The sequence below is a fragment of the Arenibacter arenosicollis genome (genome assembly GCF_014397245.1).
Taxonomy (GTDB): Bacteria; Bacteroidota; Bacteroidia; order Flavobacteriales; family Flavobacteriaceae; genus Arenibacter; species Arenibacter arenosicollis.
On the sequence record NZ_JACLHY010000002.1, the window covers coordinates 293,303 to 318,180 of the forward strand.

Annotated in this window: 16 protein-coding genes; 1 reads left to right on the top strand and 15 read right to left on the bottom strand. The window is 39.5% G+C overall.

Annotated elements, in window-relative coordinates; genetic code table 11:
• Positions 1–8: 8 nt before the first annotated feature.
• From H4O18_RS04325 to ruvB, 13 genes are all read right to left on the bottom strand, one after another.
• A complete protein-coding gene (locus H4O18_RS04325; protein WP_187581877.1) occupies positions 9–392 on the bottom strand; it encodes a cytochrome C oxidase subunit IV family protein in 384 nt (127 codons plus the stop codon).
• Between the two features lie 55 nt (positions 393–447).
• The gene (locus H4O18_RS04330) at positions 448–1,422 is read right to left on the bottom strand and encodes a cytochrome c oxidase subunit 3 (protein WP_187581878.1); all 975 of its coding nucleotides are present in this window, start codon (positions 1,420–1,422) and stop codon (positions 448–450) included.
• Between the two features lie 147 nt (positions 1,423–1,569).
• On the bottom strand, positions 1,570–2,151 hold the full coding sequence (locus H4O18_RS04335) for a cytochrome c oxidase subunit 3 (protein ID WP_187581879.1): 582 nt from the start codon (positions 2,149–2,151) through the stop codon (positions 1,570–1,572).
• Positions 2,152–2,156: 5 nt separating this feature from the next.
• The gene (gene cyoE / locus H4O18_RS04340; protein ID WP_187581880.1) at positions 2,157–3,056 is read right to left on the bottom strand and encodes a heme o synthase; all 900 of its coding nucleotides are present in this window, start codon (positions 3,054–3,056) and stop codon (positions 2,157–2,159) included.
• A 229-nt stretch (positions 3,057–3,285) separates the two neighbouring features.
• On the bottom strand, positions 3,286–3,996 hold the full coding sequence (locus tag H4O18_RS04345) for an energy transducer TonB (RefSeq protein ID WP_103443202.1): 711 nt from the start codon (positions 3,994–3,996) through the stop codon (positions 3,286–3,288).
• A 242-nt stretch (positions 3,997–4,238) separates the two neighbouring features.
• Positions 4,239–4,640, bottom strand: a complete 402-nt coding sequence (locus H4O18_RS04350) for a VanZ family protein (protein WP_187581881.1) — start codon at positions 4,638–4,640, stop codon at positions 4,239–4,241.
• Positions 4,633–5,013, bottom strand: coding sequence for a glycine cleavage system protein GcvH (gcvH, locus tag H4O18_RS04355; protein ID WP_187581882.1), 381 nt, complete (start codon positions 5,011–5,013; stop codon positions 4,633–4,635). The genes H4O18_RS04350 and gcvH overlap by 8 nt, the downstream gene beginning before the upstream one ends.
• A gap of 124 nt (positions 5,014–5,137) precedes the next feature.
• A complete protein-coding gene (gene sov / locus H4O18_RS04360; RefSeq protein ID WP_187581883.1) occupies positions 5,138–12,319 on the bottom strand; it encodes a T9SS outer membrane translocon Sov/SprA in 7,182 nt (2,393 codons plus the stop codon).
• Between the two features lie 5 nt (positions 12,320–12,324).
• Complete coding sequence (gene ruvA / locus H4O18_RS04365; RefSeq protein WP_187581884.1) at positions 12,325–12,906, bottom strand: Holliday junction branch migration protein RuvA; 582 nt, start codon at positions 12,904–12,906, stop codon at positions 12,325–12,327.
• Between the two features lie 66 nt (positions 12,907–12,972).
• Complete coding sequence (locus H4O18_RS04370) at positions 12,973–15,267, bottom strand: NADP-dependent malic enzyme (protein ID WP_187581885.1); 2,295 nt, start codon at positions 15,265–15,267, stop codon at positions 12,973–12,975.
• Positions 15,268–15,459: 192 nt separating this feature from the next.
• Positions 15,460–16,380: a tRNA epoxyqueuosine(34) reductase QueG gene (gene queG / locus H4O18_RS04375; protein ID WP_187581886.1), complete on the bottom strand. Its 921-nt coding sequence runs from the start codon at positions 16,378–16,380 to the stop codon at positions 15,460–15,462.
• A 475-nt stretch (positions 16,381–16,855) separates the two neighbouring features.
• Positions 16,856–17,935, bottom strand: coding sequence for a class I SAM-dependent methyltransferase (locus H4O18_RS04380; RefSeq protein ID WP_246473977.1), 1,080 nt, complete (start codon positions 17,933–17,935; stop codon positions 16,856–16,858).
• A gap of 668 nt (positions 17,936–18,603) precedes the next feature.
• On the bottom strand, positions 18,604–19,626 hold the full coding sequence (gene ruvB, locus H4O18_RS04385; protein ID WP_187581887.1) for a Holliday junction branch migration DNA helicase RuvB: 1,023 nt from the start codon (positions 19,624–19,626) through the stop codon (positions 18,604–18,606).
• 151 nt (positions 19,627–19,777) lie between these two features.
• On the opposite strand from ruvB, the gene H4O18_RS04390 reads away from it, so the two are divergent.
• Positions 19,778–22,042, top strand: a complete 2,265-nt coding sequence (locus tag H4O18_RS04390; protein WP_187581888.1) for an acyl-CoA dehydrogenase family protein — start codon at positions 19,778–19,780, stop codon at positions 22,040–22,042.
• Here H4O18_RS04390 and H4O18_RS04395 read toward each other — a convergent pair.
• A complete protein-coding gene (locus H4O18_RS04395; RefSeq protein WP_187581889.1) occupies positions 22,039–22,863 on the bottom strand; it encodes a GIN domain-containing protein in 825 nt (274 codons plus the stop codon). The two genes, H4O18_RS04390 and H4O18_RS04395, sit on opposite strands and share 4 nt — an antisense overlap.
• Positions 22,864–23,048: 185 nt before the next feature.
• Positions 23,049–24,869 carry a cytochrome c oxidase subunit I gene (locus H4O18_RS04400; protein WP_187581890.1) on the bottom strand — a complete coding sequence of 607 codons (1,821 nt, stop codon included), beginning with the start codon at positions 24,867–24,869 and terminating at the stop codon, positions 23,049–23,051.
• Positions 24,870–24,878: the final 9 nt, after the last annotated feature.

The window sequence follows — 24,878 nt, forward strand, 5'->3', positions numbered from 1 at the left end:
ATTATTCGTTAGAAGTTCCACTTAACAAAACCGTCAGTGTAAACGTGGTATATATAATCTGCCTCAAAGAGAAGGATAAAAATAAGATAGGCCACCAAGAATATAGGGGTCCAAACAATGGCTCTTCTCAAAGAGCTCTTCTCGTCCCTAAGGTGCATAAAGTCCCAAGCAATATAATAGGCCTTAACCAATGTTAATATAATGAAGATCCAATTCAAAACCTTCATTCCCAAGAAATATGAATGAGTCAATGCCTCAGGCTTAGCAATCCCCAACCCCACTTCAACTATAGTCACCAAAGTTAGGAATATTAATACACCCCATATTTTTTGGGTGTTGGACTTAAATTTCAACAGACCTCTAAATATTTCGAGTTTATGTTCGTGTGCCATTTCTAATTATATTTTTAATGTATACTTTTAATGATAAATAATAAATCCCAATAAACTATACCAAGTAGAAGAAGGTAAATACAAATACCCATACCAAATCTACAAAGTGCCAGTACAATCCAACTTTTTCCACCATTTCATAATGTCCCCTTCGCTCATAAGTACCAAGAATAACATTAAAAAAGATAATACAGTTGATTATAACACCGGAAAAAACGTGAAAACCGTGAAATCCAGTGATAAAGAAAAAGAAATCGGCGAACAACCTACTGCCGTACTCATTGCGCACCAGATTGGCCCCTTCCACTACAAGAACAGCATCATTTAGTTTTTTCAAGGTTTCATCCCTTGTCAAAACAGTTTTGTGACCATCTTCATTTATTAATTCGGTACGAATAAGGACATTCGGATTGGACTTCACCCCTTCAGCTACTTCGTTTAAGGAATAACTTGGTAAGCCCTGGCCTTCGTAGTACCAAACTCCGTTTTTCTTTTCATGATCTACCCTCTCATCTGGAATTGTTTCCGCAAAATCGCGTAAAGCCAGACGTTCTCCTGAATCTGCATTAACAAATTGCAAGATTCTACCACCTTTGGTTTCCAAAGCACCAAAATCACCCTTTATAAAGGTAGCCCATTCCCATGCTTGTGAACCTACGAATATAGCTCCCCCAATTATAGTAAGGAACATGAACCAGATCACCTTTGTCTTTTGTAATTTATGTCCGGCATCAACAGCCAATACCATGGTCACCGAGGACATAATCAAAATAAAGGTCATGAATGCCACGTAATACATAGGATAATTCCCATGAAAAAACGGAACGTGTGTAAACACCTCATCGGCAATTGGCCAAGTTTCTATAAACTTAAATCTCGAAAAACCGTATGCAGCAAGAAAGCCAGAAAACGTCAAAGCATCGGAGACAAGAAAAAACCACATCATTAACTTTCCGTAACTAGCGCCTAGAGGTTGATTTCCCCCACCCCAGACATTTTCTTCTGTACCCGTAGTAACCGTAGAATCCATATAACAATTATAGCGTTAATAAAATTTTCACAAATTTACATTTTTTTCGGCTAAACAAAATTTTTGCCTTTTAAAAATGGCAAAAAAAACCCATTCTAAATAAGCATGCCGGTATTACCTTCTAATAACCAAAGAAATAGGCCTTATTTAGCTTACGAAATACATGAACAGAATTAAATAAACCCAAAGAATATCCAAAAAATGCCAAAATGTAGCTCCAAGTTCCAAGCCAAGCATTTCCTTGGAAGAATACTTATTTCGCAAGTGATTGGCAATAACTACCAAAAGAGAAATAATCCCGGCAACTACATGCACAATATGCACAGCAGCTATTAAGAAAACGTAAGACATTTTAATATTACTTGTAGGACCGGTAAAATAGTACCCATTGGCCACCATCTGGGAAAATCCATTAAATTGAAGTACTACAAATGCAATACCCAAGCCCAAAGTCAACAACAACCAATTGGTACACTGCTTAACCTTATCTTGCTTGATGGCTTTTTTGGCCATAATATAAGTTATACTACTTATAATTATAACAATAGTGCTAACCAAAAACGAAGATGGCAAAGCCAAATCCTTGATCCAATCTTCCCTAGAACTACTAACTATATAGGCACTGGTCCAACCTGCAAACCCCATAAGTAAGCTAACAATTCCGAACCAGAGCATCATCTTTTTCGCCCTATCGTTCTTTTCTTTTCCTGTACCTTGAGTTAAGTCCATCCTTATTAAATAAATTTATCCATTACGTATACCACCTGCATCAAGGTGATATAACTTACACTAGCCAACATTAATTTCCTTGCGGAAACATTATCCCTTTTTTCATATAATCTAAAAGCGAAGAATAACATAACCAATCCCATTAAAAAGACGATTACCGCAGCAACAAGGGATAATTGCAATCTTCCTGTAAAACCAAATACCGGAATCACTGAAATGATTATCATCCATATGGTATACATAATTATCTGCAATGCGGTACCCTTATCCTTTTTACCAGTGGGAAGCATTTTAAAACCTCCTTTTTTATAGTCCTCATCCAACATCCAACCCAAAGCCCAGAAATGTGGAAACTGCCAAAAGAACTGTATCATAAACAATGTCCCTGGTTCTATCCCAAAATTATCTGTAGCCGCTACCCACCCCAACATAAAGGGAATGGCACCTGGAAAAGCCCCAACAAAGACAGCTAAGGGAGTTATAGTTTTTAATGGCGTATATACACTGGTGTACAAAAAGATGGAGATCGCTCCGAACATGGCCGTCTTGGGATTCAGGAAATACAAAGCCACTATTCCCAAAATTGTCATCAGCACTGCAATGGTCATAGCCGTGTTAACAGACATTCTCCCTGCCGGTATAGGTCTGTTCTTGGTACGACTCATTAACGCATCCAAGTCTTTTTCTATAATTTGATTATAGGCATTGGAAGCACCCACCATACAATATCCGCCAAACGCCAAAAGAAGAACCGATAAAAAATTAATTTCAATAGCACCAAGAAAATACCCTGCTATGGAAGAAAAAACTACACTGACTGCTAGCCTTGCTTTGGTAATTTCTTTAAAATCAGAAAAATATACCGCTAAAGAGGTACTTTTTACTGAACTGACCGCCGTTTTCATTTACATTTTTTAAAGGGATCGCAAAGATACACCTCATTGGAATTTTTTGCAACCAAATAAACATGTTTATCTTAATTAACGGTCAAAGCAGCATTAATTCCAAATAATAATATATCGTCAAAGAATTTATAATTTCCATTCTTTGACATAATTGGCCATAAATTATAGGGAATAAAAAAATCCCGAGCCAAGGCCCGGGATTTTAAATATAGTGATGATTCCTATCTTATTATTGTAATTTAAAGGTAATTGGAATACTAAATGGAACACGAACAGCTCTACCTCTTTGCTTTCCTGGGGTCATCTTAGGCAATTTACCAATAATCCTTGCAGCCTCTTCCTCCAAGTTTTTATCAGGACCTCTCATCCTTACGTTCCCGATACTTCCATCCTTTTGGATAACGAACATTACGTTAACCCTTCCTTGAACTCCCATTTCCTGGGCAATTTCTGGGTAACGGAAGTTTTTACCTATGTGCTTTTGCATCATTGAGTTAAAACAATCCCTTAACTTACTTTTTGGCTCGTTTTCACAACCTGGAAAAATTGGAACATCCTCGATAACCGCGAAAGGAACATCCACATCTTCCTCAATCTCTTCAACTTCAACATCAGCAACTTCTATCACTTCTTCCTCCTGGCTAGTTTCAGTAGATTCGATTACAGTTTCTTCAACTTCCTCCTCATCCTCAACAACCTCGATAATCTCGGGAGCAGCTGGTGGCGGTGGTGGCGGCGGTGTCTTAATTTGCTCGGTCATTGGAACTTCTTCGTCCAAAGTATCCTCCACATTCATGGTATAATCAAAATTGTTATCATCGTCATAGGTCTTCCATTCAAAAGCTATGTACGTCAACAGCATAACCAGCACAAGACCAATAACGAAATAAAGTCCGCTATTTCTTGTTAAATCTGCCTTAGGATTCTTTTTAAGTTCCATAATTCTTAATTTTTAATGTTCGCTAATTTATATATTTATTTTATCTGTTTAAAACTTTTTGTTAAAAAAAATACAAATAAATTTAAACAGTGCATTGGGTTCCAAACATCACTTTCATTTGTTACTACAGGCGCCGATCAAGGCCACAATGTGGATTCCACACATCTTCAATTACATTTGACTAAGAACCAGAAAGTTACACCCCTTAATTTGAAATACTTCCCAAATTACTCAAAAAAATATTATTTCAACCACTTTAAAGAAGTTTTTCCAGAGAACATGTACTTTACTGCAAAACTTCCAAATAAGGCCCCAGAGCTATTCGCCAAAACATCCAACAAATCGGGATCTCTATCAATCGTAGCTACACCTTGCAATACCTCAATAACTATACCATAAACTACAGCGTATATAATTATTTTTACCAAGGCTTTTCCCAAGGGAATACTCCTACGATCTATTTCCCTAAAAGACAAACATCCTAAAACGGTAAACCCAAAATAAAAAGTAAAATGCACCAGTTTGTCGAAATGGGGAATAGCTATTGAAGGAATACTTTCTTCTTCAAAAGAAAATAAGCTGAGCAGTGTAATGAACACCACCCAGCTTATAAATACTATAGTAAAAAAATATTTTTTAAGCACCCACGAGTTCTTTGTAAGCCGCATCACTAAGCAAACTCTCTATTTCGGACGAATCATTTATTTTAATTTTAATGATCCAACCTGCACCGTAAGGGTCTGTATTCACCTTTTCTGGCTCATCCTCTAGCGCCTCATTAAAAGCTTCTATTTCCCCACTTAAAGGAAGAAAAAGATCTGAAACTGTTTTCACGGCCTCAACGGTTCCAAAAACCTCATCCTTATCCAAGGTTTCATCCAAAGTCTCTACTTCTACATAAACAATATCCCCTAGTTCGCCTTGGGCAAAGTCTGTAATTCCCACTATAGCGGTATCGCCCTCTATTCTGACCCATTCATGGTCTTTTGTGTACTTTAAATCTGAAGGTATATTCATTATCTCAATTTGTTAAGGAAGCAAATGTAAAAGAATATCTCTTGTTAATCAAAAAACTCATTTAAACTTTTTCACATACTTAAAAGTATCATCCTTTCAAGTACCTTTTCTTTTCTGGGCAAGATTAGTTCCCGAAATTATACCTTAAGGTAAAACCTGTATTTATGGAAGTTTGTGGAAATGCCGTTGAAACAGCAAATTTGGAAAACGAATGATCGTAAAAGAACAGTGCATTTAAACTTTTGCTCAAGGCATAATCTGCCACAAATTTAACGGACACCAAATTTTGTCCTGAAGTAATTTGATTGTTATCAATATCCAAGTTTCGAATAATGGTAATATTGTCTCTTAGGGTTACGTCAGCCTTAAGATTTAAATCACCCTTTAAGCGTTGCTTCTCCCCTCCAATATTAGTTACAAATTTCACATCCTTGAAACGATAACCAAGTCCAACCGTATATTCCTTCCCATTGATCTCTGTCATTAAATTGTTATCAAAACTCAAGGACAATGCCCTATCCGTTCGAATCTCCGCAAGTATACTAAGCGAATTTTGCATTTCGAAATCGACCTTCACCAGCGGATTAAACTGATCAGTTAACACAACATTGTTCATAATGTTCACTGGCAAGAAATCCTGGGTTTCCGGGTTTATGGGTTCCATTCCCTCATTGATCAATTGGGTACGCGCCAAATTGGTCTGAAAAGAATTTATACTGTAGGCCGACCTATATCCGTGGCTTATTGAAAAACGCTTGAATTTTTTCTTGAACCAAGGATTACGCATTAACCCTGTATATTTAATATTCCAGTTAGGAATTGGAATGTCCCTAAAAGCATCCAAACTTACCTTATTTGGATCCTTCCCTGTATATGCAGCAAAAAAGGCCGGTAACAAAACGTCCTGACTTGTCTTACCATATCTTTCCGGAAAACCATCAGCATCTACCTCACCGGTATCATGGTTCCTTTCCGACACAATTCTATTGGCTACCGTTATCCGATTTTGTTTGAAGGTTTCAAAATTATCTGAATTAAATTCATCACCTTGACTGAAGACCGTGCCAATCATTAAAGTCGAAATACTAAAGTTGCCATAGTTATTCCCCAGTAAATTCACATATTCAAATGCACTATTGCCCATATCCTCCACATTAAAGGTCTCCTGATAACTCTCGGAAGATTGCCTATCCGCTACAAGATCAATGGTTAAATCCCGCGTTGGTTGGGCTGTGGCGGTTATATTCAACTGTTTATTGGTATTTTCTATATACTGCTGGTTAAACTCAGGAAAAGTGGTCAACCATCCATTCTTTGCCGCCTCAAACCTAACATCGGCCTGACTACCAAAAACAAATCCTATGGTTGGCTTTGCGGTACCTATAAAACCGACCGACCTAGTATAACCGGGTAATACCTTACCATTATTTTGACTATAAGTTACATTTACCCGTTTCACCATTGTCAACACATCCACAAAGGCATTATACCCGGCACTAGTCGACTTTTGAGTCTCTTTACTATTTTCTTTTGATGCTGCGTTGCCACCTTTGTCCAAACGAACCGGTTTCTTAGCGGCACTTTTGGTATCCTTTCTGCCCAATCCTAGAAAATCATAGAATTTCTGCATGGTCAAGGAGGCCGTTAAATTATGTGTACTGGCATTCTGTACCGTATTGATATCCTCTCCGGCCACTTCGTTCAAAGCATCCCCTCCCCTTTGCCAATCAAAATTACTGGTATAGGTATATTGGGCATTTATAAAACTGAAAGCGGGAATTTTGTTCAATGGCAATTCGTAATTCAATTGCATCTCTTGGGAATGTCTATTGGGTTCTCCCAAATCAAAAAATCCGTCCCATAGTCCCAAAGCCTGGTTAATTTCCGAGTCCGAATTTCCATCTTCCTCAAAATAGTTCCTAATTATATTATTATTGGATGCCGTAAGGTTTAACCGCAAGGATTTTGTTAGGCTATAATTGATAGCATACTGCCAATTAAAAAGATAATTTCTTTGCTGCAGAAATGGCAAATCCAATTTTTCCACCCCAGGCTCAAAAACATCCCTGAACTTTTGTTGGTTAAAAGAGCGGTTTATATTGGATTGCAACGAAATACTGGCAGGCAAAACATTCAAATTTAAATCTTTCAGCCATTTCCAATACTTACCAGTAAACAAAGAATCTTTCTTCGCAAAAGGCTCCACTGGAGCAGGTCTAAAATTATGGTTGTACACAAATCCGGTTACCACATTTTGATCCTTTAGTTCATCTATCTCAAAATCCCTATGGCTAACCTCATTATAGGAATAATTGAAGGTGAAGTTTTCTATATCGTAGAAGTTTGCTTCAGCTTCTTCCCCTCTATCCTTGCCGACCCCAATAAAATTGATACTGGTTCTCTTGGTATAATCTTCTCCCTGCTGCCTAATTGCCTCGGCATCTTCAGGTGTTTCCGCAGCAGCAATACGATCTTCCAATTTAAGATCATCATAGACAGGGTCGAATTCCGGAGTTATCACCTGTTCGGAAATACCGTAATTAAATGGCAGTTGTATACCCCATTTTTTTGGAAACAATTGACCAATATTCACGTTGGTGACCACATCATAGGAGATGGCATCTTCACGTGCCCTTTCATTTGGCATTTGATCAATAGCACCGAATCCGGAAGTACTTTTACTACCTGTTGCGGATACACTTGCAAAATCTGCCATGTTCATATCCATTGCCGCAATCGCTGCCCAACCCCCGTTATTATCCAAACCTGAAAGTCGCAATTCATTAAACCAGACCTCTCCCCTTGCTGGAAGGTTGTCATCGTTCTTCACCCCAACCATCATACTTCGAATACTACCCAAAGAAGGGTTTCCACGAATACCGATACGCAATTTGCCAAGGGTTCTGGGATCAAATTCATTTACTTGAACCACTTCCCCATTATTTATTTCGTAATAATTAATTGTGTTTAGGGTCTGGGCTGCGATTCCGGCAGATTTCACCTTGGACAAATCGTCCAATGAAAGATCCAATTCATTAACATCTGGCCAAATTTCGCTGTCCGAACTTGTACCGTAAGGTGTTAACTGCAAGGGCAACTCTATCTGATAAAAATTTTGGGAAAAATCCGAACCAATTCTTATAAAGCCTACCAAAGGAGTCTCATCGTTGGCATAATCGGTTTCTACAATCTCTTCCGCATGCATAAACATTTTTAAACGTTTATACTGCCTAACATCAATATTCAAATTTTTAAATACCCCTCTGGAATCACGAGGTTCCAAATTCTCGACCACAAACGACAATGACTGCTCATTCTGTCTAATAATGGTATTGTTATTGTTCAGTCTTTCACGCTGCACTCCTGGAGGCAATACATATGGAATTGGAGTTCTGTTCGCATTTTCTTCAATATTAACAGCGTTCACATCCACCAAAGTACCATCGTCCGTTGGGTCGCCGTCCACTTCTGGTTGTAAAGATTTGGTATAAGTACGCCAATCTCCACGTACCAGATCCAAAGTAGCAAAACGCAATACCACATTACTGGAAAACCCCGTAAGGTACATCCTCATAAAGCTTATAGATCTAAAATCGGTTATACCACCTTTGGCATCCGTAAAATCCGTTAAAGGTATCTTATACTGAATCCAACGCTCGTTCAAGGTATTACCATTGGGCAAAGATCTGGTAACCCCTTCTTTTATGTCCGTTACATACTTATCATTAATAGTGGTTCCTGGCTTAATATTTATACGATATTCAAAATAACTGTTTACCGTATTCATGGTTCCATCCCTATCTATATCCTCTACATCGGGCAAGGTTGTGGACCCTCTATTTGAATCGCTCAATTGCACTGGAGAGTTACCATCAGGATTATTATAATTTAAATATCGTTCCAAAATACTCCCCTCCCTGTTCAGGAAATACTCATAATTATCCAATGCAGGATCCTCCGCAGGACCATTATAGGTTATTCCTCCCTCAAAAGTATAGGTAGCCTCATCGGCGTCACTTAAACCGTCAAAACCAATATCCTGCAACCCTCTGTTGTTCTGATCGGCATCAAAAGCATATACAAGGGACTGGGTTGCTGGAACCTTTCCCCAATTTGTTTTATAGGTAAGATCATTGGAAACTGGATTTACTGGTAAACCGTTTTCATACTGCTTTCTTCCATCGGGCAGGATATCCTCTGATATATTTCCCAGGTTAATCACCAAATCACCTGAACTTGTTGCTATGCCATCCACATAGGGATCCAATACCCAAAACTGAACATATTCCACGTTGGACTGCTCAAAATTGGTACTACTTAAAGACCTCATTATCCCCGCCCATTTATCCTGCGGCTGTTCCGCTGTAAAATTAGGGTTTGCATTGTAGGGCCCCTTAGAATTTGGATAGTATGCAATATCCAAGGTGTTTTGTGCCAAGGTCTGGCCTTGAGCTACATCCTGGTTAAAAACATCCTGTATATAGATTCTTCTAGTTTCGTTAGTGGATATATCATCATCACTCAGTGCAGATGGCCGCTGATTGGAATAAAAAATGGGATCCACGGTATACCAAGCCATTTTAGCCCTTCCATAGCCAGATTCCAAGCCATTGCCACCCGTCATGTATTCCAAAGGCGGACTGGCCATGGACCATCCAAGGAAGGATCGGATATCAATTAGCGATTGTGCACCCTCAAAGTCGTCCAAATAGGTAGTGGTTTCCCCCTCAAAATCTGCATTTTTAGGTGAGCCAGGACTTAAAAAGGCAACTTCGCCCCTTACCGATAAATTGGAAGGAACATCAGTATCTATGTTTGGTAATTTATTGGCTAATCTGGTCAGAAAAGGAACTTCGGTAGAGAAATTACTATTCAATCCAAATATCGTATTGTTCACCGGTTCTATTCCATAATTGGACTTCTGGGTCAAAGGTTTCTCGTTCAGATTCAACAAAGTACCACCCAACACAAAATTCTTATTGAATTGATGTTCTACATTCACACCAGTAAAACGCCGTGTTTGCTGTCCAAAAACAGCATTATTTTCAACAGAAATATTGATGGGAGTGTTGGAAGCCTCCAAACTTGGATCCAATATTTGAACTGTACCGGATTGATAGTTTACTGTGTAGTCTATGCCTTCCTGCAGCTGTCGACCACCGGCGGTAACCCTTACAGATCCTCTTGGCACATTAAAGGCCCCTATAGGAATACCATTGGTTCCCTGCGACTTATAGGTACCTTTTAGAATAAATTTGTTTTTATCAGCGTCCTGTTGTGCCGCCGCCGTAGGAAGTGCGTACATATTCCTAAAGACGTACTTTTTTTGATTGGCATTATACCCTTGATCATTATCCACATCATAGGTACCGCCCCCCAGGAGATTAAACAAGTATTCCCCAAATGGCTCCACCTTTGTAAATATTATACTTCCTGTTTGCGAGTCTATCGTAATACCTTCCACATAATCAAAAAAACCATCCCCACCATTTTGAAGATCGTTGTAGGCATTTAACCTATCCAGATTAAACACATCCAACAGTATCCTTTCCTCCAAAGGCTTCGGTGTTGTGGGCCAACCAGAACCAACTCCGGATTCAGCAGGGGTAATATAATTTCGAGGAGTGGTTTCTGTATATAAAATATTTAACTTAAAATCCTCCTGACTTAATTGATAAGCCCCAGTGGAATAAATATTCTTCATCATCAGATCCCAGATAGGATCTACAACATTGGTAATATTGCTTTTAAGCAATTTAAGTATTAAGGTATTATTGTTTACCGGAATTTCAGCACCTGGCGATACCGTTGTGGCATCCAAGCCACCATTGGCGAACTCTCCCACCTGATAGACCTCACCGTTAAATGTATATTGAAATGCAACCCCTAAAACCTCATCATTACTTAATCTCTGGTTTAAGGAAATATATCCCAATTGGGTATTAAAGGTAAAATCGCGTCCTTGTTCCAGTTTTCTGGCATTTTCCAAAATAGCATAATCAAATCCTTGATTTACAGTATATCCCGGCACATTAAAACCGGTCTGAACAGTGGCTATATCGCGAATATTCTTTGTTAGGGCTCCTCCTGAGCTTATTAACAAAGGATCGTAATCATTGGCCCCGTTTCTGGGCAAATTACCAGCAGCAGAATTATTAAAGAATCCGGCAGGATCCCCGTTGTTTTGTCCAATTCTTGTTTTACCCGGTTGCACCTCCCCCAAATCCTGGATGGCCACAACATTTCTAACATTTAAAGTTTGCTGACTTCTGTTGGTCACCCAAACCTCCAATCTGGTAATTTGGACCTGACTCCTTATATATGGATAATTTACAAGGGCTGCATCATAATTATCCCTAAAGTAATGTGCTAGAAAAAAGTGTTTGTCCTCATCATAATCCTGGGCCCTGAGTTCAAAATCGTTCACCGTACCCCCGCCTTGCGCTACTACTGTATTGCTCTGTGACCTCTGTTCCGAAAAAACTGCTGTAACCCTGGTCTTGCCAAATTGCAATTCCGTTTTCACCCCAAATAAACTCTGTGCTCCTGTAATCAAGGAACTGTTAAGGGGCATACTAACATTACCGACTTCTATTTTTTGAAGTATATCATCCTCCGATGGCGTATAGTCCAATTTTACCAAATTCTGGAAATCGAAGGTTGCCTCGGTATCGTAGTTAGCTGTAACCTGAAGTCGTTCCCCAATTTTACCTAACATACTTAGGCTTATACGTTGATCAAAATCAAAAGAAAGATTGGTACGGTTTCTAGGGGACAGGGAAGGATTATCATTCTTTTGCCAGATAACACCTAGATCCATTGCCACAGAACCTTGAGGAATTACCTCGATCGTATTGCCACCGAAAACACTTTCAAAAAAGCTATTGTTTACATAAAAGTTGGGCAACAAATTTTTTCTAGCGGCTTCACTACCCTCCTTTTTACCAGAAAAGGCATCAATTTTTTCCTTGAAATAAGATTTCATGCCTTCACGGCGTACGAGCTCCAGGTATTGGGCCGGCGTAAGGATAACGGGATAGCTAATATCAAAATCGCCAACACTTACAGTATAAATATATCTGTCCAAGTTGGCATCATAAGTATATTTTGAAACAATGCTGTCAGGGTTTTCCATTTTCAATTTCCCCAAGGCAACACCGGTTTGAAGCGTGTCTATTTCCTGCTCGTTAGTATCGTCAGCCTCTGTTTCCTGTGCAAAGGAATATTCCGTTGCACCCACGAAAACAAAGAATAGGATAGTAAGCTTAAATAATGATTTAAGATAAATTTTTGCCCCTTTTTTCAAACTTGTTATAAATTTTTAAGCGCAAATTTTATAATGTCCTCTACGCTTAGTCCAGGGTCTTGGCGAACTACCTTGTCCACAACTTTTTCAGCTTGTTTGCGAACAAATCCAAGAACCTCTAATGCAGATAACGCTTCATCTTTATTTGTATTGTTTGACGGGGCGGAAAGTTCATCAATATCGTAGACTTTTAAAACCTTGTCTTTAAGGTCCAAAATTACTCGCTGTGCCGTTTTGGCTCCAATACCCTTTATCCCTTGAATAGTTGGCACATCACCTGTGGCAATGGCATCCCTTATTTGGCCAGGAGACAAGGAAGACAACATAGTTCTGGCGGTGCTAGAGCCTATTCCAGAAACGGACAACAACAATCTAAATATCTCACGCTCGGACTTCTCCGAAAAACCGAACAAGGTATGGGAATCCTCTTTTACTTGAAGATGGGTATACAGCTGTATATTTTCCATATCCCCAATTTTAGAAAATGTGTGCAACGAAATATTTACAAAATATCCAACACCTGCACACTCGATTACAATATGGGTAGGATTTTTTTCAACAAGTTTTCCTTTTAAATGGGTAATCATTATCTATTTCTGGTTTCAGGGTTCAGTTTTCGGAACTTCTTGAAAATTGAGATACATTCAATTATTCTACTTTCGAGTTTTTGCAATTTTCCTTTTCTCCCTTTCTTGGGCATCTATAACGGCAACAGCGGTCATATTGACCATCTCGTCCACACTGGCCCCCAATTGAAGGATGTGCACGGACCGTCTTAAACCTACCATTATTGGACCTATGGAATCTGCTTGGTTCAATTCTTTCAACAACTTATAGGTAATGTTTGCCGATTCCAGATTTGGAAAAATTAAGGTATTTACTTTTTTGCCCGATAATTTGGAAAAAGGGAATTTCCCTTGGTGCAGGTCTTTATTCAGTGCAAAATCGATCTGTAACTCACCGTCTACCACCAACTCGGGATTTGAAGCGTGCAAAATTTTCACCGCTTCCCTAACTTTTGTAGCTCTAGGATGGGTAGAAGATCCAAAATTGGCATAGGACAACAAGGCCATAACAGGGCTAAAACCAAAGGTGGTGGCCACATTTGCCGTCATTTTTGCAATTTCTGCAATTTCCTCCGCATTGGGATCTATATTGATGGAGGTGTCCGCCAAAAATAACGGCCCCCTTTCTGTAATCATAATATTTACGGTAGACACTTTTTTAACGTTGGACGCTCTTCCTATTACCTCAAACACCGGCTTAACCACAGTTGGGTATGCCCGGGAATATCCAGAAATCATTCCGTCCGCATCTCCTTCCAAGACCATCATTGCCGCAAAATAGTTGCGTTCCTTCATTTTTGCTCTGGCTCCGAACAGACTAACCCCACTTCGCTGTCTGTTTTCAAAATACTTAGCGGCATAATGATTTCTTTTATCATTGGCTTCATCGGCATGAGTATCAACAACAAGAATATCGGCATCGAATTCGAGTTCCTTCATCAATTCAGCAATTACCACTTTATTTCCCAATAAAATTGGCGTTGCAATTCCTTCTTCATGGGCAATTTGAGCCGCTTTGAGGACATCCAAATGATCGGCCTCGGCATAAACAATTTTCTTTGGGTTCATTCGGGCACGGTCGTGCAACAAACGCACTATCTTATTATCGTTGCCAGAACGCTGCAGTAGCTCCTCTTTGTATTTGTCCCAATCATCAATTGGCATTTTCGCCACTCCACTTTCCATAGCCGCTTTTGCCACCGCCGGAGGAATTTCAGAAATTAACCTTGGATCAAAAGGCTTAGGGATTATGTATTCCCGCCCGAAGGTTAACCTGGTTTGTCCGTATGCAATATTCACCTGCTCCGGAACGGGTTCCTTGGTAAGATCCGCCAAAGCCTTAACGGCCGCCATTTTCATAGCTTCGTTAATTTTGGTGGCCCTAACATCCAAGGCTCCCCTAAAAATAAATGGAAATCCTAAAACATTGTTTACCTGATTAGGATGGTCAGATCTGCCTGTGGCCATAATTATATCCTTTCTGGTTTTTATGGCCAGATTATAATCAATTTCCGGATCGGGATTGGCCATAGCAAACACAATGGGATCTTTAGCCATTGACAATAACATTTCTGCAGAAACGATATCCTTCACAGAAAGACCAATAAAAACATCGGCATCTTTCATAGCCTCTTCCAAGGTATCAATTTTCCTATCCGTGGCGAACTCCAATTTTTCTGCGGATAGACTTTCACGATCACTGCGGATCACCCCTTTACTATCCAACATTACTATATTTTTATCGCTTGCCCCAAACGCCTTGTAAAGCCGTGTGCATGAAACTGCAGCAGCACCTGCCCCGCTAACCACAATACGGACTTTACTTATTTTTTTCTTGGTAAGCACTAGAGCGTTCAAAAGGGCTGCGGCCGATATTATAGCTGTTCCATGCTGATCGTCATGCATTACCGGAATATCCAATTCCTCTTTTAATCGTCTTTCTATTTCAAAGGCTTCAGGAGCTTTTATGTCTTCCAGATTAATACCCCCAAAAGTAGGCGCAATTATCTTTACAGTTTCAATGAATTTTTCAACATCGGTAGTATCCAGTTCAATATCAATACCATCAATGTCCGCGAAAATCTTGAACAACAGACATTTCCCCTCCATCACGGGTTTGGAAGCCTCAGGGCCAATATTCCCCAATCCAAGTACGGCAGTTCCATTGGAAATTACCGCCACTATATTTCCCTTGGCCGTATACTTATATACGTTATCCTTGTTCTTGGCAATTTCCAGACAGGGCTCTGCAACTCCTGGAGAATAAGCAAGGCCTAAATCCCTTTGCGTTGCATAAGGTTTGGTAGGCACTATTTTTATTTTACCGGGCTGAGGCTTGGCATGATATACTAAAGCTTCCCTTCTGGTCTTTTGCTTGCTCATATAGTGTTATTTAGAAAAACAAAGTTAACAGTATTCTTTAAAATAATAGGATTAATAAAGGTAATCTCCAGTAGTTTTATTTCTCCCTAATTTCTTACCAATCCTTTTTGGCTGACCTACCCTAACGTCCAGCCGTAATACGGATTAGGCTGCTATAGAATCAATAATTTTCAAAAAAACAGGACTTCCACCCTACTTCAGAAATTCAATATTTCTTTTAAGTCCAGAAAATTTGGTCCTTTTTACGGCCGATTTTTGGAACACCTTCTTAAATACATCTTCCGTGATTTCCTCCCAATCCTTTTTGGTCATAGAAAGTAATTCGGGATGGGGATCGAACAAAGGTTCGCGATGGGGTTTGGAGAAGCGATTCCACGGACATACATCCTGACACACATCACAACCAAACATCCAATCGTCCATTTTCCCCTTGAAATCCGTAGGGATTTCATTCTTTAATTCTATAGTAAGATAAGATATGCATTTACTGCCGTCCACAACATAAGGCTCTACGATAGCTTGGGTGGGACAGGCATCTATACAGGCAGTGCAGCTACCACAATGATCCGTTGTCCTATGATCGTATTCCAGCTCCAAATCCAATATTAGTTCTGCAATAAAATAAAATGATCCCACTTGCTGGGTCAATAGATTACTGTGTTTCCCGATCCAGCCCAATCCGCTCTTTGCAGCCCACGCCTTGTCCAACACGGGAGCCGAATCTACAAAAGCCCTGCCATTAACCTCTCCTATCTCTTGGGTAATAAATTCTTGAAGCTCCTTTAATTTGGATTTAATAATATGATGGTAATCCTGACCGTAGGCATATTTGGAAAGTTTATAGGTGGCCTCATTTTGAGTTGCTTCTGGAAAATAATTAAGGAGAAGGGAAATTACGGATTTAGACCCCTCCACCAATTTTGTAGGGTCCAAACGCTTATCGAAATGATTTTCCATATAGCCCATTTCCCCGTTCATGTTCTTATTGAGCCAATTTTCCAACCTAGGAGCTTCCTCTTCCAAAAATTCTGCCTTGGAGATACCGCATGACAAAAAACCGAGGCGTTTGGCTTCGGTTTTGATAAGTTCTGTTTGGTTTGCTTTGGGAACCATTGGCACTTAAACCTATTTTCTGATTCACGCTAAGGTACGCTTTCCGTTTCACCAAATACGATAGACTGCAATTTTTAAGACATTGCCACTTGTGCACCATCCTTGACCTCGCCATCTTAGCAATTCTAATTCCAACTATGGCAAGGACTATGATATTTATTGACTGCAAATCAAGGATAGAAGGACGTTGTCCGTGCTGCCCGTAATGATGGCCGGTAACAAAACGGGAGCACGACAATTATTGTCTTTTCGCGCCTTTCGATTAATCTCGAACATTGTGCATTTATATTTTTTTTAATCCAATGCACGACAACCCCGATTATCATGTTGTTCATTATAGCCAATATGGCCATGTATTATGTCCGCATATATTGTTGACTAAAACAAAATAAAAACCGGAGCTCCTCGCTCCGGTCCATTAATTAATTACACAAAGATACTCCACAAAATTTAAAATATGGCCACATTACCCTTTTTAGGGACGTGCCTCAAGTATCAAATTAAATGGTGTTTCGGTTGCCCTTCTAAATCTGGCAAATCCTCCGTCTATAGCTACCTGTTTTAATTTTTTTTCACCCGCTTGTGCCCCGAGTGCAAGACCTACCTCCTGGCTCAAGGAACTTGGGGTACACAACATGGTCGAAAACGAATAGAATGCCCTTCCAACAGGATTCATGTTCTCGAGCAGGCTATCGTTGGCATATGGTTCTACAATAAGACAAGTACCATCAGGTTTTAACGCCTTTACGGTATGCTTACAGGCCCCAACCGGATCACCCATATCGTGAAGGCAATCAAAAAAAGCAACGAGATCATAGTCCTTTCCAGGAAAGTTTTTAGCATTGCCCACTTTAAAAGTAATATTTTTGAGTCCGGCTTTCTTTGCATCCGCGGCCGCATGGTTGACAGATCCTTCATGAAAATCATATCCTATGAACTCGGAATTCGGGAAGGCTTCGGCCATGATTATGGTAGAAGCTCCATGACCACAACCTATGTCTGCGACCTTGCCTCCCTTTTTCAATTTATCGACAACTCCATCCAAAGCGGGAAGCCAATTTGAAACAAGGTTAGTTTTGTAAGATGGCCTGAAAAACTTCTCTGTACCACAGAAGAGACAACTGTGATGATCCCCCCAAGAAACACCTTTTCCCGATTTAAATGCTTTTTCCATGATTTCCTCATCATGATACATTGAGGAAATGGCATAATAAGCCCCAGTCATTAATACTGGACTGTTCGGATCGCTAAATACCATTGCCTGCTCCTTGGTCATTGAAAATTGTTCTTTTTCGGGATGGTACTCAATATATCCCGATGCCGCTTGGGCAGCCAACCATTCCCTTACGTACCTTTCCGAGGTCCCCGTGGCATCAGCCAATTGTTTTGAGCCTGTTGGCCCGAAATCTTCAAGGGCTTTGTAGAGCCCCAATCGGTCTCCTAGAATAATCAACGGTCCTATTGCTGCTGCACCCATTTCGGTAACCATCTTTCCCAATAATACATGTAGTTTCTCTTCATCCACTTGCATGGATATTTTTTCATTTACTTCCATAACATTTTATTAAAAGATTAAAAAATTGAGGGGAATACATAGAATTCATTGTACTCTATAAAAGCTCAAAGATGAACTTTTTACACTAACACTCAGTAAGTTAAATGAGGGGAAACATCTTCTAAATTACGAAATGTAAGTCGAAATACAAAAATTTAACACCTACAATTCCCTAAAAATAAAGGTATAAAGTTAGAGCTGGGCAAAGGTCGACAATTAATATTCCTATAAAACTTCCGCATAGGCTGGTTAATAAAAACGACAAGAAACAAAGACGTGTGGCTTCAGTTTTGATTAAATAGTGGAGATTGGCGGTTAACTCGATTTTAACTTTTGCGAAAAAAATTCCTAAATCCAAGAATGGATTGGCACCCCAAAAGCCAAGTCAGAAATTAAAAGGGCAATTACTTGGCCAATTGTGCTTCCTCATTTTCTATGGAAGCCTTAAAGCTTTTCCATAAATTAATTATCATGACTGCAATCGGCACAAACATAACAATTTGCTGCTTTGGTGATCGGGTTCAGCTTATAAAACGATACCATTTTTATATTCAATTGGGCTTTTAAAGGGTAAAATAGGATTTCCATGCAAATCGGACAGCTAAGAGCCTTCCCCTTAACTAAATATGCCTTCGGTTGATGCCTATCACTTTTCCGATTCAAATGAATTAAAATAGCCCGCCTTGGATATTTCCTTTAATTCTCCCAAGGTGCCTATAGGCCAATTCCGTTACCTCCCTACCTCTGGGAGTGCGCATTATAAATCCCTGTTGTATTAAAAAAGGCTCATATACCTCCTCTATGGTTTCTGCACTTTCAGAGACGGCAGTGGCCAAAGTGCTTATCCCCACAGGTCCTCCTTTAAACTTGTCTATAATGGTGGTTAAAATTTTATTATCCATTTCATCCAATCCGTGGGCATCCACATTTAATGCCTTAAGACCAAATTGCGAAATATCTATATCGATCTTTCCATTCCCTTTAATTTGGGCAAAATCGCGGACGCGCCTTAAGAGGGCATTGCATATCCTAGGAGTACCCCTACTTCTACCGGCTATTTCAATGGCCGCCTGTTGGGTAATTGGTGTTTTTAAAATTTCGGCACTTCGTTCCACTATAGTTGAAAGCAGTTCCGTGGTATAATATTGCAATCTGCTCTGAATTCCAAAACGCGCCCTCATAGGAGCCGTTAACAAACCAGAGCGAGTTGTTGCCCCTATCAAAGTAAAAGGGTTTAAATTAATCTGTACCGATCTGGCATTGGGACCAGATTCAATCATTATATCTATCTTATAATCCTCCATGGCAGAATACAAATATTCCTCCACAATAGGACTCAATCTATGGATCTCGTCTATAAACAAAACATCCCTTTCATCCAAATTGGTCAGTAATCCTGCCAAATCCCCAGGTTTATCCAATACAGGCCCTGAAGTCATTTTTATTCCTACACCCAATTCATTGGCCAGAATATGAGCCAAGGTCGTCTTTCCTAAGCCCGGAGGGCCATGGAACAAGGTGTGATCTAGGGCTTCCCCTCTCAAATTGGCCGCCTGAACAAATATCTTTAGATTTTCCAGCACTTGCTCTTGTCCCGTAAAATCATCAAAGGAAATGGGGCGCAAGGCTCTTTCTATATCGAACTCCTCATTCGAAAAATTATTGGCTGTGGGATCTAGGTTCTCATTCATACTCCAACAAAGATAATGGAAATTGGGATAGTTCTTCAATGAAACTAAATATAAGAATATGGGTATTTCCACCTTATAAAACGATTCCCAAATTTTTCATAATCCTTTATGGTATAAGAAAATTGAATAAAAAATAATGTAAATTCATAGTATGATAAAGACCACATATCCACCCAGCATTCTACAATATATACCGTTCTTTTTTGTAATCTGGTCTGATGACCTATTGACCGTTTCGGAAATTGCAGTTGTAAAAAAAATAATAGAAGACGACCAACACCTTTCCGAAAAAGATAGGGAGACCCTAAACAATTGGCTCAATACAGCTAAACCTCCAAGGCCTGAAGAAATAAAATCCTGGCAGCGTGCCATTTCCAATTCCGGTATTAAATTGGTAGAAGGGGACAACCACCCCTTGACTTCCTTTAGCAAGAAATTAATATCACAAAATGGGTCTGCCCATTTATTCAACGAAGATTTGTCGGCCATTGAATTAAACCTCGGTATACAACCAAATCATTATCATCATTTATTCGAAGTGGAAGTTGAACAGGAAAAAACTTCCGATTTTTACGACCCTAAAGAAATAGATCAATTATTTAAAGGCGATTTCGGCCATGAAATTGATGAATTTAGGGACAATTTAAAGGACCCCATTTTCTCATGGGAGATCATTAAGAATAAAGACATTTTTAGGGAGAAAGTATTAGCCCAAGTACAATGTTTGGCCAAAGACGGATATGGTGCAATTGCCTATCTTGAGGCCTATGGAGGAACAAACAATATGATTTTGTATGCCAACATTTTTGAAAATCTCATGTACGTAGATGGAAGCCTTACCGTAAAGTTCGGGGTCCAATTTGGACTTTTTGGAGGAAGTATAGAAAAGTTGGGAACAAAAAAACACCATGATCGATATTTAACGGATATTGGAAAAGCCGAGTTACTTGGATGTTTTGCCATGACGGAAACAGGTCATGGATCTAATGTAAGAGGTGTAAAAACAACAGCTACGTATAATTTGGAGCAGGATAACATCACCGTTCATACCCCTGGCAAGAATGACAATAAGGAATATATTGGCAATGCCCTGCACGGGACAATGGCCACGGTGTTCGCCCAATTGATCGTCAAGGGCAAAAACCATGGTGTACATGCTATTTTAGTACCAATAAGGGATAATGAACATCGTTTAATGCCAGGTGTACGTATTGAGGATAACGGCTATAAACTAGGTCTCAATGGCGTAGACAATGGCAAAATTTGGTTTGACCAAGTTAAGGTGCCCCGTGAAAACCTTTTAAACAAATACGGTGACATTAAGCAGGACGGTAGTTATTATTCTGAAATAAAAAATCCGAACAAGCGGTTTTTTACCATGCTGGGCACCCTGGTCGGAGGTCGGATTTGTGTGGCCAAAGGAGCTTTGAGCGGCGCAAAAATGTCCCTGGCCATTGCGGTAAAATACGCCCTCCACAGAAGGCAATTCAACGACAATGTGAAAGTCCAAGAGGATTTGATCATGGACTACCCATCTCACCAACTTCGACTTACACCGGCTATAGCCAAATCCTATGTATATCAGGTAACCTTGGATTCTTTAATGAAAATCTACAGTGATGAGTCTATTACCGATAAACGAAAAATAGAAACCCAAGTGGCCGGGTTAAAGGCAATTATAACCTGGTTCGCAAACGAAACAATTCAAGAATGCAGGGAAGCTTGTGGAGGAAAGGGATATCTGTTGGAAAATAGAATTGCAGATTTAAAAGCAGATGTGGATATATTTACCACGTTTGAAGGTGATAATACAGTGCTTTTACAACTGGCAGCCAAGGGGATCATGTCCGATTTTAATTCAGAATTCAATAGTGCAGGGTTTGCCGGAGTATTTAAACTATTGGGTACCCAAATAAGTGATAAATTGGTTACTATTAATCCAATGTACGCCAACAAAGTGGATAAAGAGCATCTTTACAATCCAAAATTCCATAAACATGCCTTTGACTACAGAACTAGAAGACTAACCTATTCCGTAGCCATGAGAATCAGGGACTACATTAAAAAAGGGGTGCCATCCTATCAGGCATTCTTAAAAGTTCAAACCCATTTATTAGCATTGGGAAAGGCCTATAGCTGTGAATTGGCCTATAATACCTTTATAAGGTTTACCGAAACCATAGATGACAAAAAGAACAAAGAACTCTTTCTCAAATTAGGTTGTCTCTTTGCATTGACCGAAATTAGGGAAGACGCTTCTTGGTTTCTGGAACAAGGCTATTTGGGAGGAACCAAATCAAAGGCTATACGCCAACGAGTGGAACGGCTAAGCACCGAATTTAGACCTCATATAGAAGTTTTAGTTGATGGTTTTGGGATTCCGGAACATTGTTTAACAGCCCCAATAAGTCGTTAGTTCTTTCGCCGGTAAAGCTCAGAGGTATCCAGAAATTCTTGAAGATTAATTTTGCCCTCACCAAAAACATAGGTCTTGGCCGATCCTTTGGAATTGAGATCAACCCCAGTCTTAGCCAAAACTTCGGCCGAGGGGCTACCTTCCAAATTTGCCTGAACCGTATTGGCTTCCAATCTTTTGGCTTTAAGGTCGGAATTGTCCAATAAATGCACTTGAAAAACATCAGTAAATCCTTCCAAATCGGCTTTTGAATTTCGTTGCATATACAAAACAGTGCTTTCCATAACCCCAAACAGTCTTAAATCCGATTTCTCAGCCATCCGAATATTCAAGGTATCACTGTCTATCTTAAAATTGCCCTTACTGTTATCGTTCATTGTAATCTGCATTGCATCGGCATCAACATCAATTTCCACCCTGCCAGACTCAAAAGTATTCACCTCTAGAAAATCGGTTGAAAATCGATTCTTAACAACGATATTACCTGCATTGGCAGTAATACGGTATAATTGACTAAAGTTCACCGTAATATTGAGCCTTCTCTTGGAGGTTATTTTATAGTAGGAACTAATAACAAGTGTTTCATTCTCTACCCTAAACTTTAATACATCTATTAGATTATCATCAGCTTCAATTATATATTCCTCTGTAGAAGCTGCTTGTAAGTTGATATCAAGATCATCATTTAACTCTATGGCGCTAAATGGAGGTAAGGGCTCCCTAACTTCTATAACATTCTTATTGCCTTTGATTTTGGGTTTCCGCTGAGAGTAGACTACACAGCTTACCGTTAACATAAAAAATAATAATATATGTTTCACTACAAATGATTTAAAATAAATAATCTATACTTAAAAAACCGTTAAGAACCTGAGACATTAAAACAATAAAAAAACTTAATGAACCAAAATGGTGCTTAAAGCCCAATTTTCCGAATATGTAAATGGAAGGTACAAAAAAAGTCCATCTTAAAGACGGACTTTTATATTTTGTTACTTTCAATTCATTAATGCTGCATTTCCTCCTCACCCTCAAATAATGGTAAGGTTTGAGGAACAAAATCCTGTCCTGGAATTATATATTCACCGTTATCATCGGTTTTGCTATAATCATATGGCCAACGGTGTACTTCTGGAATTGCTCCAGGCCAGTTGCCGTGCATGTGTTCTACCGGTGTAGTCCACTCCAAGCTAGTTGATTTCCAAGGGTTCTGAACAGCTTTACTTCCGTAGAAAATACTTCTAACAAAATTGAAGGCAAATATCAATTGTGCTCCAGCCGTAATAAGCGCAAATACTGTCATTAGCACCTGAATATCGGTTAGGTCATCGAACATTGGAAATGCAGTGTTCTCATAATACCTACGCGGTACTCCCGCCATTCCAACAAAATGCATTGGAAAGAAAACGCCGTATGAACCAACAGCCGTTATCCAAAAGTGTACATACCCTAAGTTCTTACTCATCATTTTACCGAACATTTTAGGGAACCAATGATAAACACCGGCAAACAATCCGTAAAGTGCAGATATACCCATCACCAAGTGGAAGTGGGCAATAACAAAATAAGTGTCATGAACATTAATATCCAAGGTACTATCCCCAAGAATAATTCCAGTTAAACCCCCAGAAATAAAGGTTGAAACCATACCTATGGAAAACAACATCCCAGGATTCAACTGAAGATTACCTTTCCACAAGGTAGTAATCCAGTTAAATGCCTTTACTGCTGATGGAATTGCAATTAATAAGGTTGTAAATGTAAACACGGAACCTAAGAAAGGATTCATACCGGAAATAAACATATGGTGACCCCAAACAATGGTAGACAAGAATGCAATTGCCAATATAGAAGCAATCATAGCCCTATACCCAAAGATTGGCTTACGGGAATTGACAGCCATAATTTCGGACACCATACCCATTGCTGGTAAGATTACAATATAGACTTCAGGGTGACCCAAAAACCAGAACAAATGTTCGTACAATACAGGTGATCCTCCTTGATAATGCAATACCTCTCCTTGAATGAAAATATCGGACAAGAAGAAAGAAGTACCAAAACTTCTATCCATAATCAAAAGTAATGCCGCTGATAATAACACAGGGAACGAAATAACACCTATGATTGCGGTAACAAAAAACGCCCAAATAGTTAAAGGCAATCTTGTCATGGACATTCCCTTGGTCCTAAGATTAATTACGGTAACAATATAGTTCAATGAACCCAATAGGGAAGATGCTATAAATATTGCCATAGCTACCAACCAGAGTGTCATACCCATCCCTGATCCAGGCTGTGCCATTGGAAGTGCACTAAGCGGCGGATATACCGTCCATCCAGCAGCCGCAGGTCCTGCCTCTAAAAAAAGGGAAGTAAGCATAATTACACTGGACAAAAAGAACAACCAGTATGAAACCATGTTCAAAAATCCAGATGCCATATCCCGTGCGCCTATTTGAAGCGGAATTAACAAATTACTAAAGGTACCACTCAATCCTGCCGTTAAAACAAAGAATACCATGATCGTACCATGTATGGTTACCAATGCCAAATAAACATCAGCATCCATTACGCCTCCCGGTGCCCATTTTCCCAATATAAATTCAAAAATCGCAAAAGATTCTCCTGGCCATGCCAATTGCATCCTGAACAATAAAGACATCAGAATACCAATGAATCCCATGATAAGTCCAGTAATTAAATACTGCTTGGAAATCATTTTATGATCTTGACTAAAAATATACTTCGTCACAAAGGTTTCTTTGTGATGATGTCCGTGATCATCTGAATGGTCTTCTACGTGTGCGTGAGCTGTTACAGACATAGTTGTATT

Excerpts from the sequence above, each read along its gene's own strand:
- H4O18_RS04325 (WP_187581877.1), bottom strand. The coding sequence starts at position 392 with ATGGCACACGAACATAAACTCGAAATATTTAGAGGTCTGTTGAAATTT.
- H4O18_RS04330 (WP_187581878.1), bottom strand. The coding sequence starts at position 1,422 with ATGGATTCTACGGTTACTACGGGTACAGAAGAAAATGTCTGGGGTGGG.
- H4O18_RS04335 (WP_187581879.1), bottom strand. The coding sequence starts at position 2,151 with ATGGACTTAACTCAAGGTACAGGAAAAGAAAAGAACGATAGGGCGAAA.
- cyoE (WP_187581880.1), bottom strand. The coding sequence starts at position 3,056 with ATGAAAACGGCGGTCAGTTCAGTAAAAAGTACCTCTTTAGCGGTATAT.
- H4O18_RS04345 (WP_103443202.1), bottom strand. The coding sequence starts at position 3,996 with ATGGAACTTAAAAAGAATCCTAAGGCAGATTTAACAAGAAATAGCGGA.
- gcvH (WP_187581882.1), bottom strand. The coding sequence starts at position 5,013 with ATGAATATACCTTCAGATTTAAAGTACACAAAAGACCATGAATGGGTC.
- ruvA (WP_187581884.1), bottom strand. The coding sequence starts at position 12,906 with ATGATTACCCATTTAAAAGGAAAACTTGTTGAAAAAAATCCTACCCAT.
- H4O18_RS04370 (WP_187581885.1), bottom strand. The coding sequence starts at position 15,267 with ATGAGCAAGCAAAAGACCAGAAGGGAAGCTTTAGTATATCATGCCAAG.
- queG (WP_187581886.1), bottom strand. The coding sequence starts at position 16,380 with ATGGTTCCCAAAGCAAACCAAACAGAACTTATCAAAACCGAAGCCAAA.
- H4O18_RS04380 (WP_246473977.1), bottom strand. The coding sequence starts at position 17,935 with ATGGAAGTAAATGAAAAAATATCCATGCAAGTGGATGAAGAGAAACTA.
- ruvB (WP_187581887.1), bottom strand. The coding sequence starts at position 19,626 with ATGAATGAGAACCTAGATCCCACAGCCAATAATTTTTCGAATGAGGAG.
- H4O18_RS04390 (WP_187581888.1), top strand. The coding sequence starts at position 19,778 with ATGATAAAGACCACATATCCACCCAGCATTCTACAATATATACCGTTC.
- H4O18_RS04400 (WP_187581890.1), bottom strand. The coding sequence starts at position 24,869 with ATGTCTGTAACAGCTCACGCACACGTAGAAGACCATTCAGATGATCAC.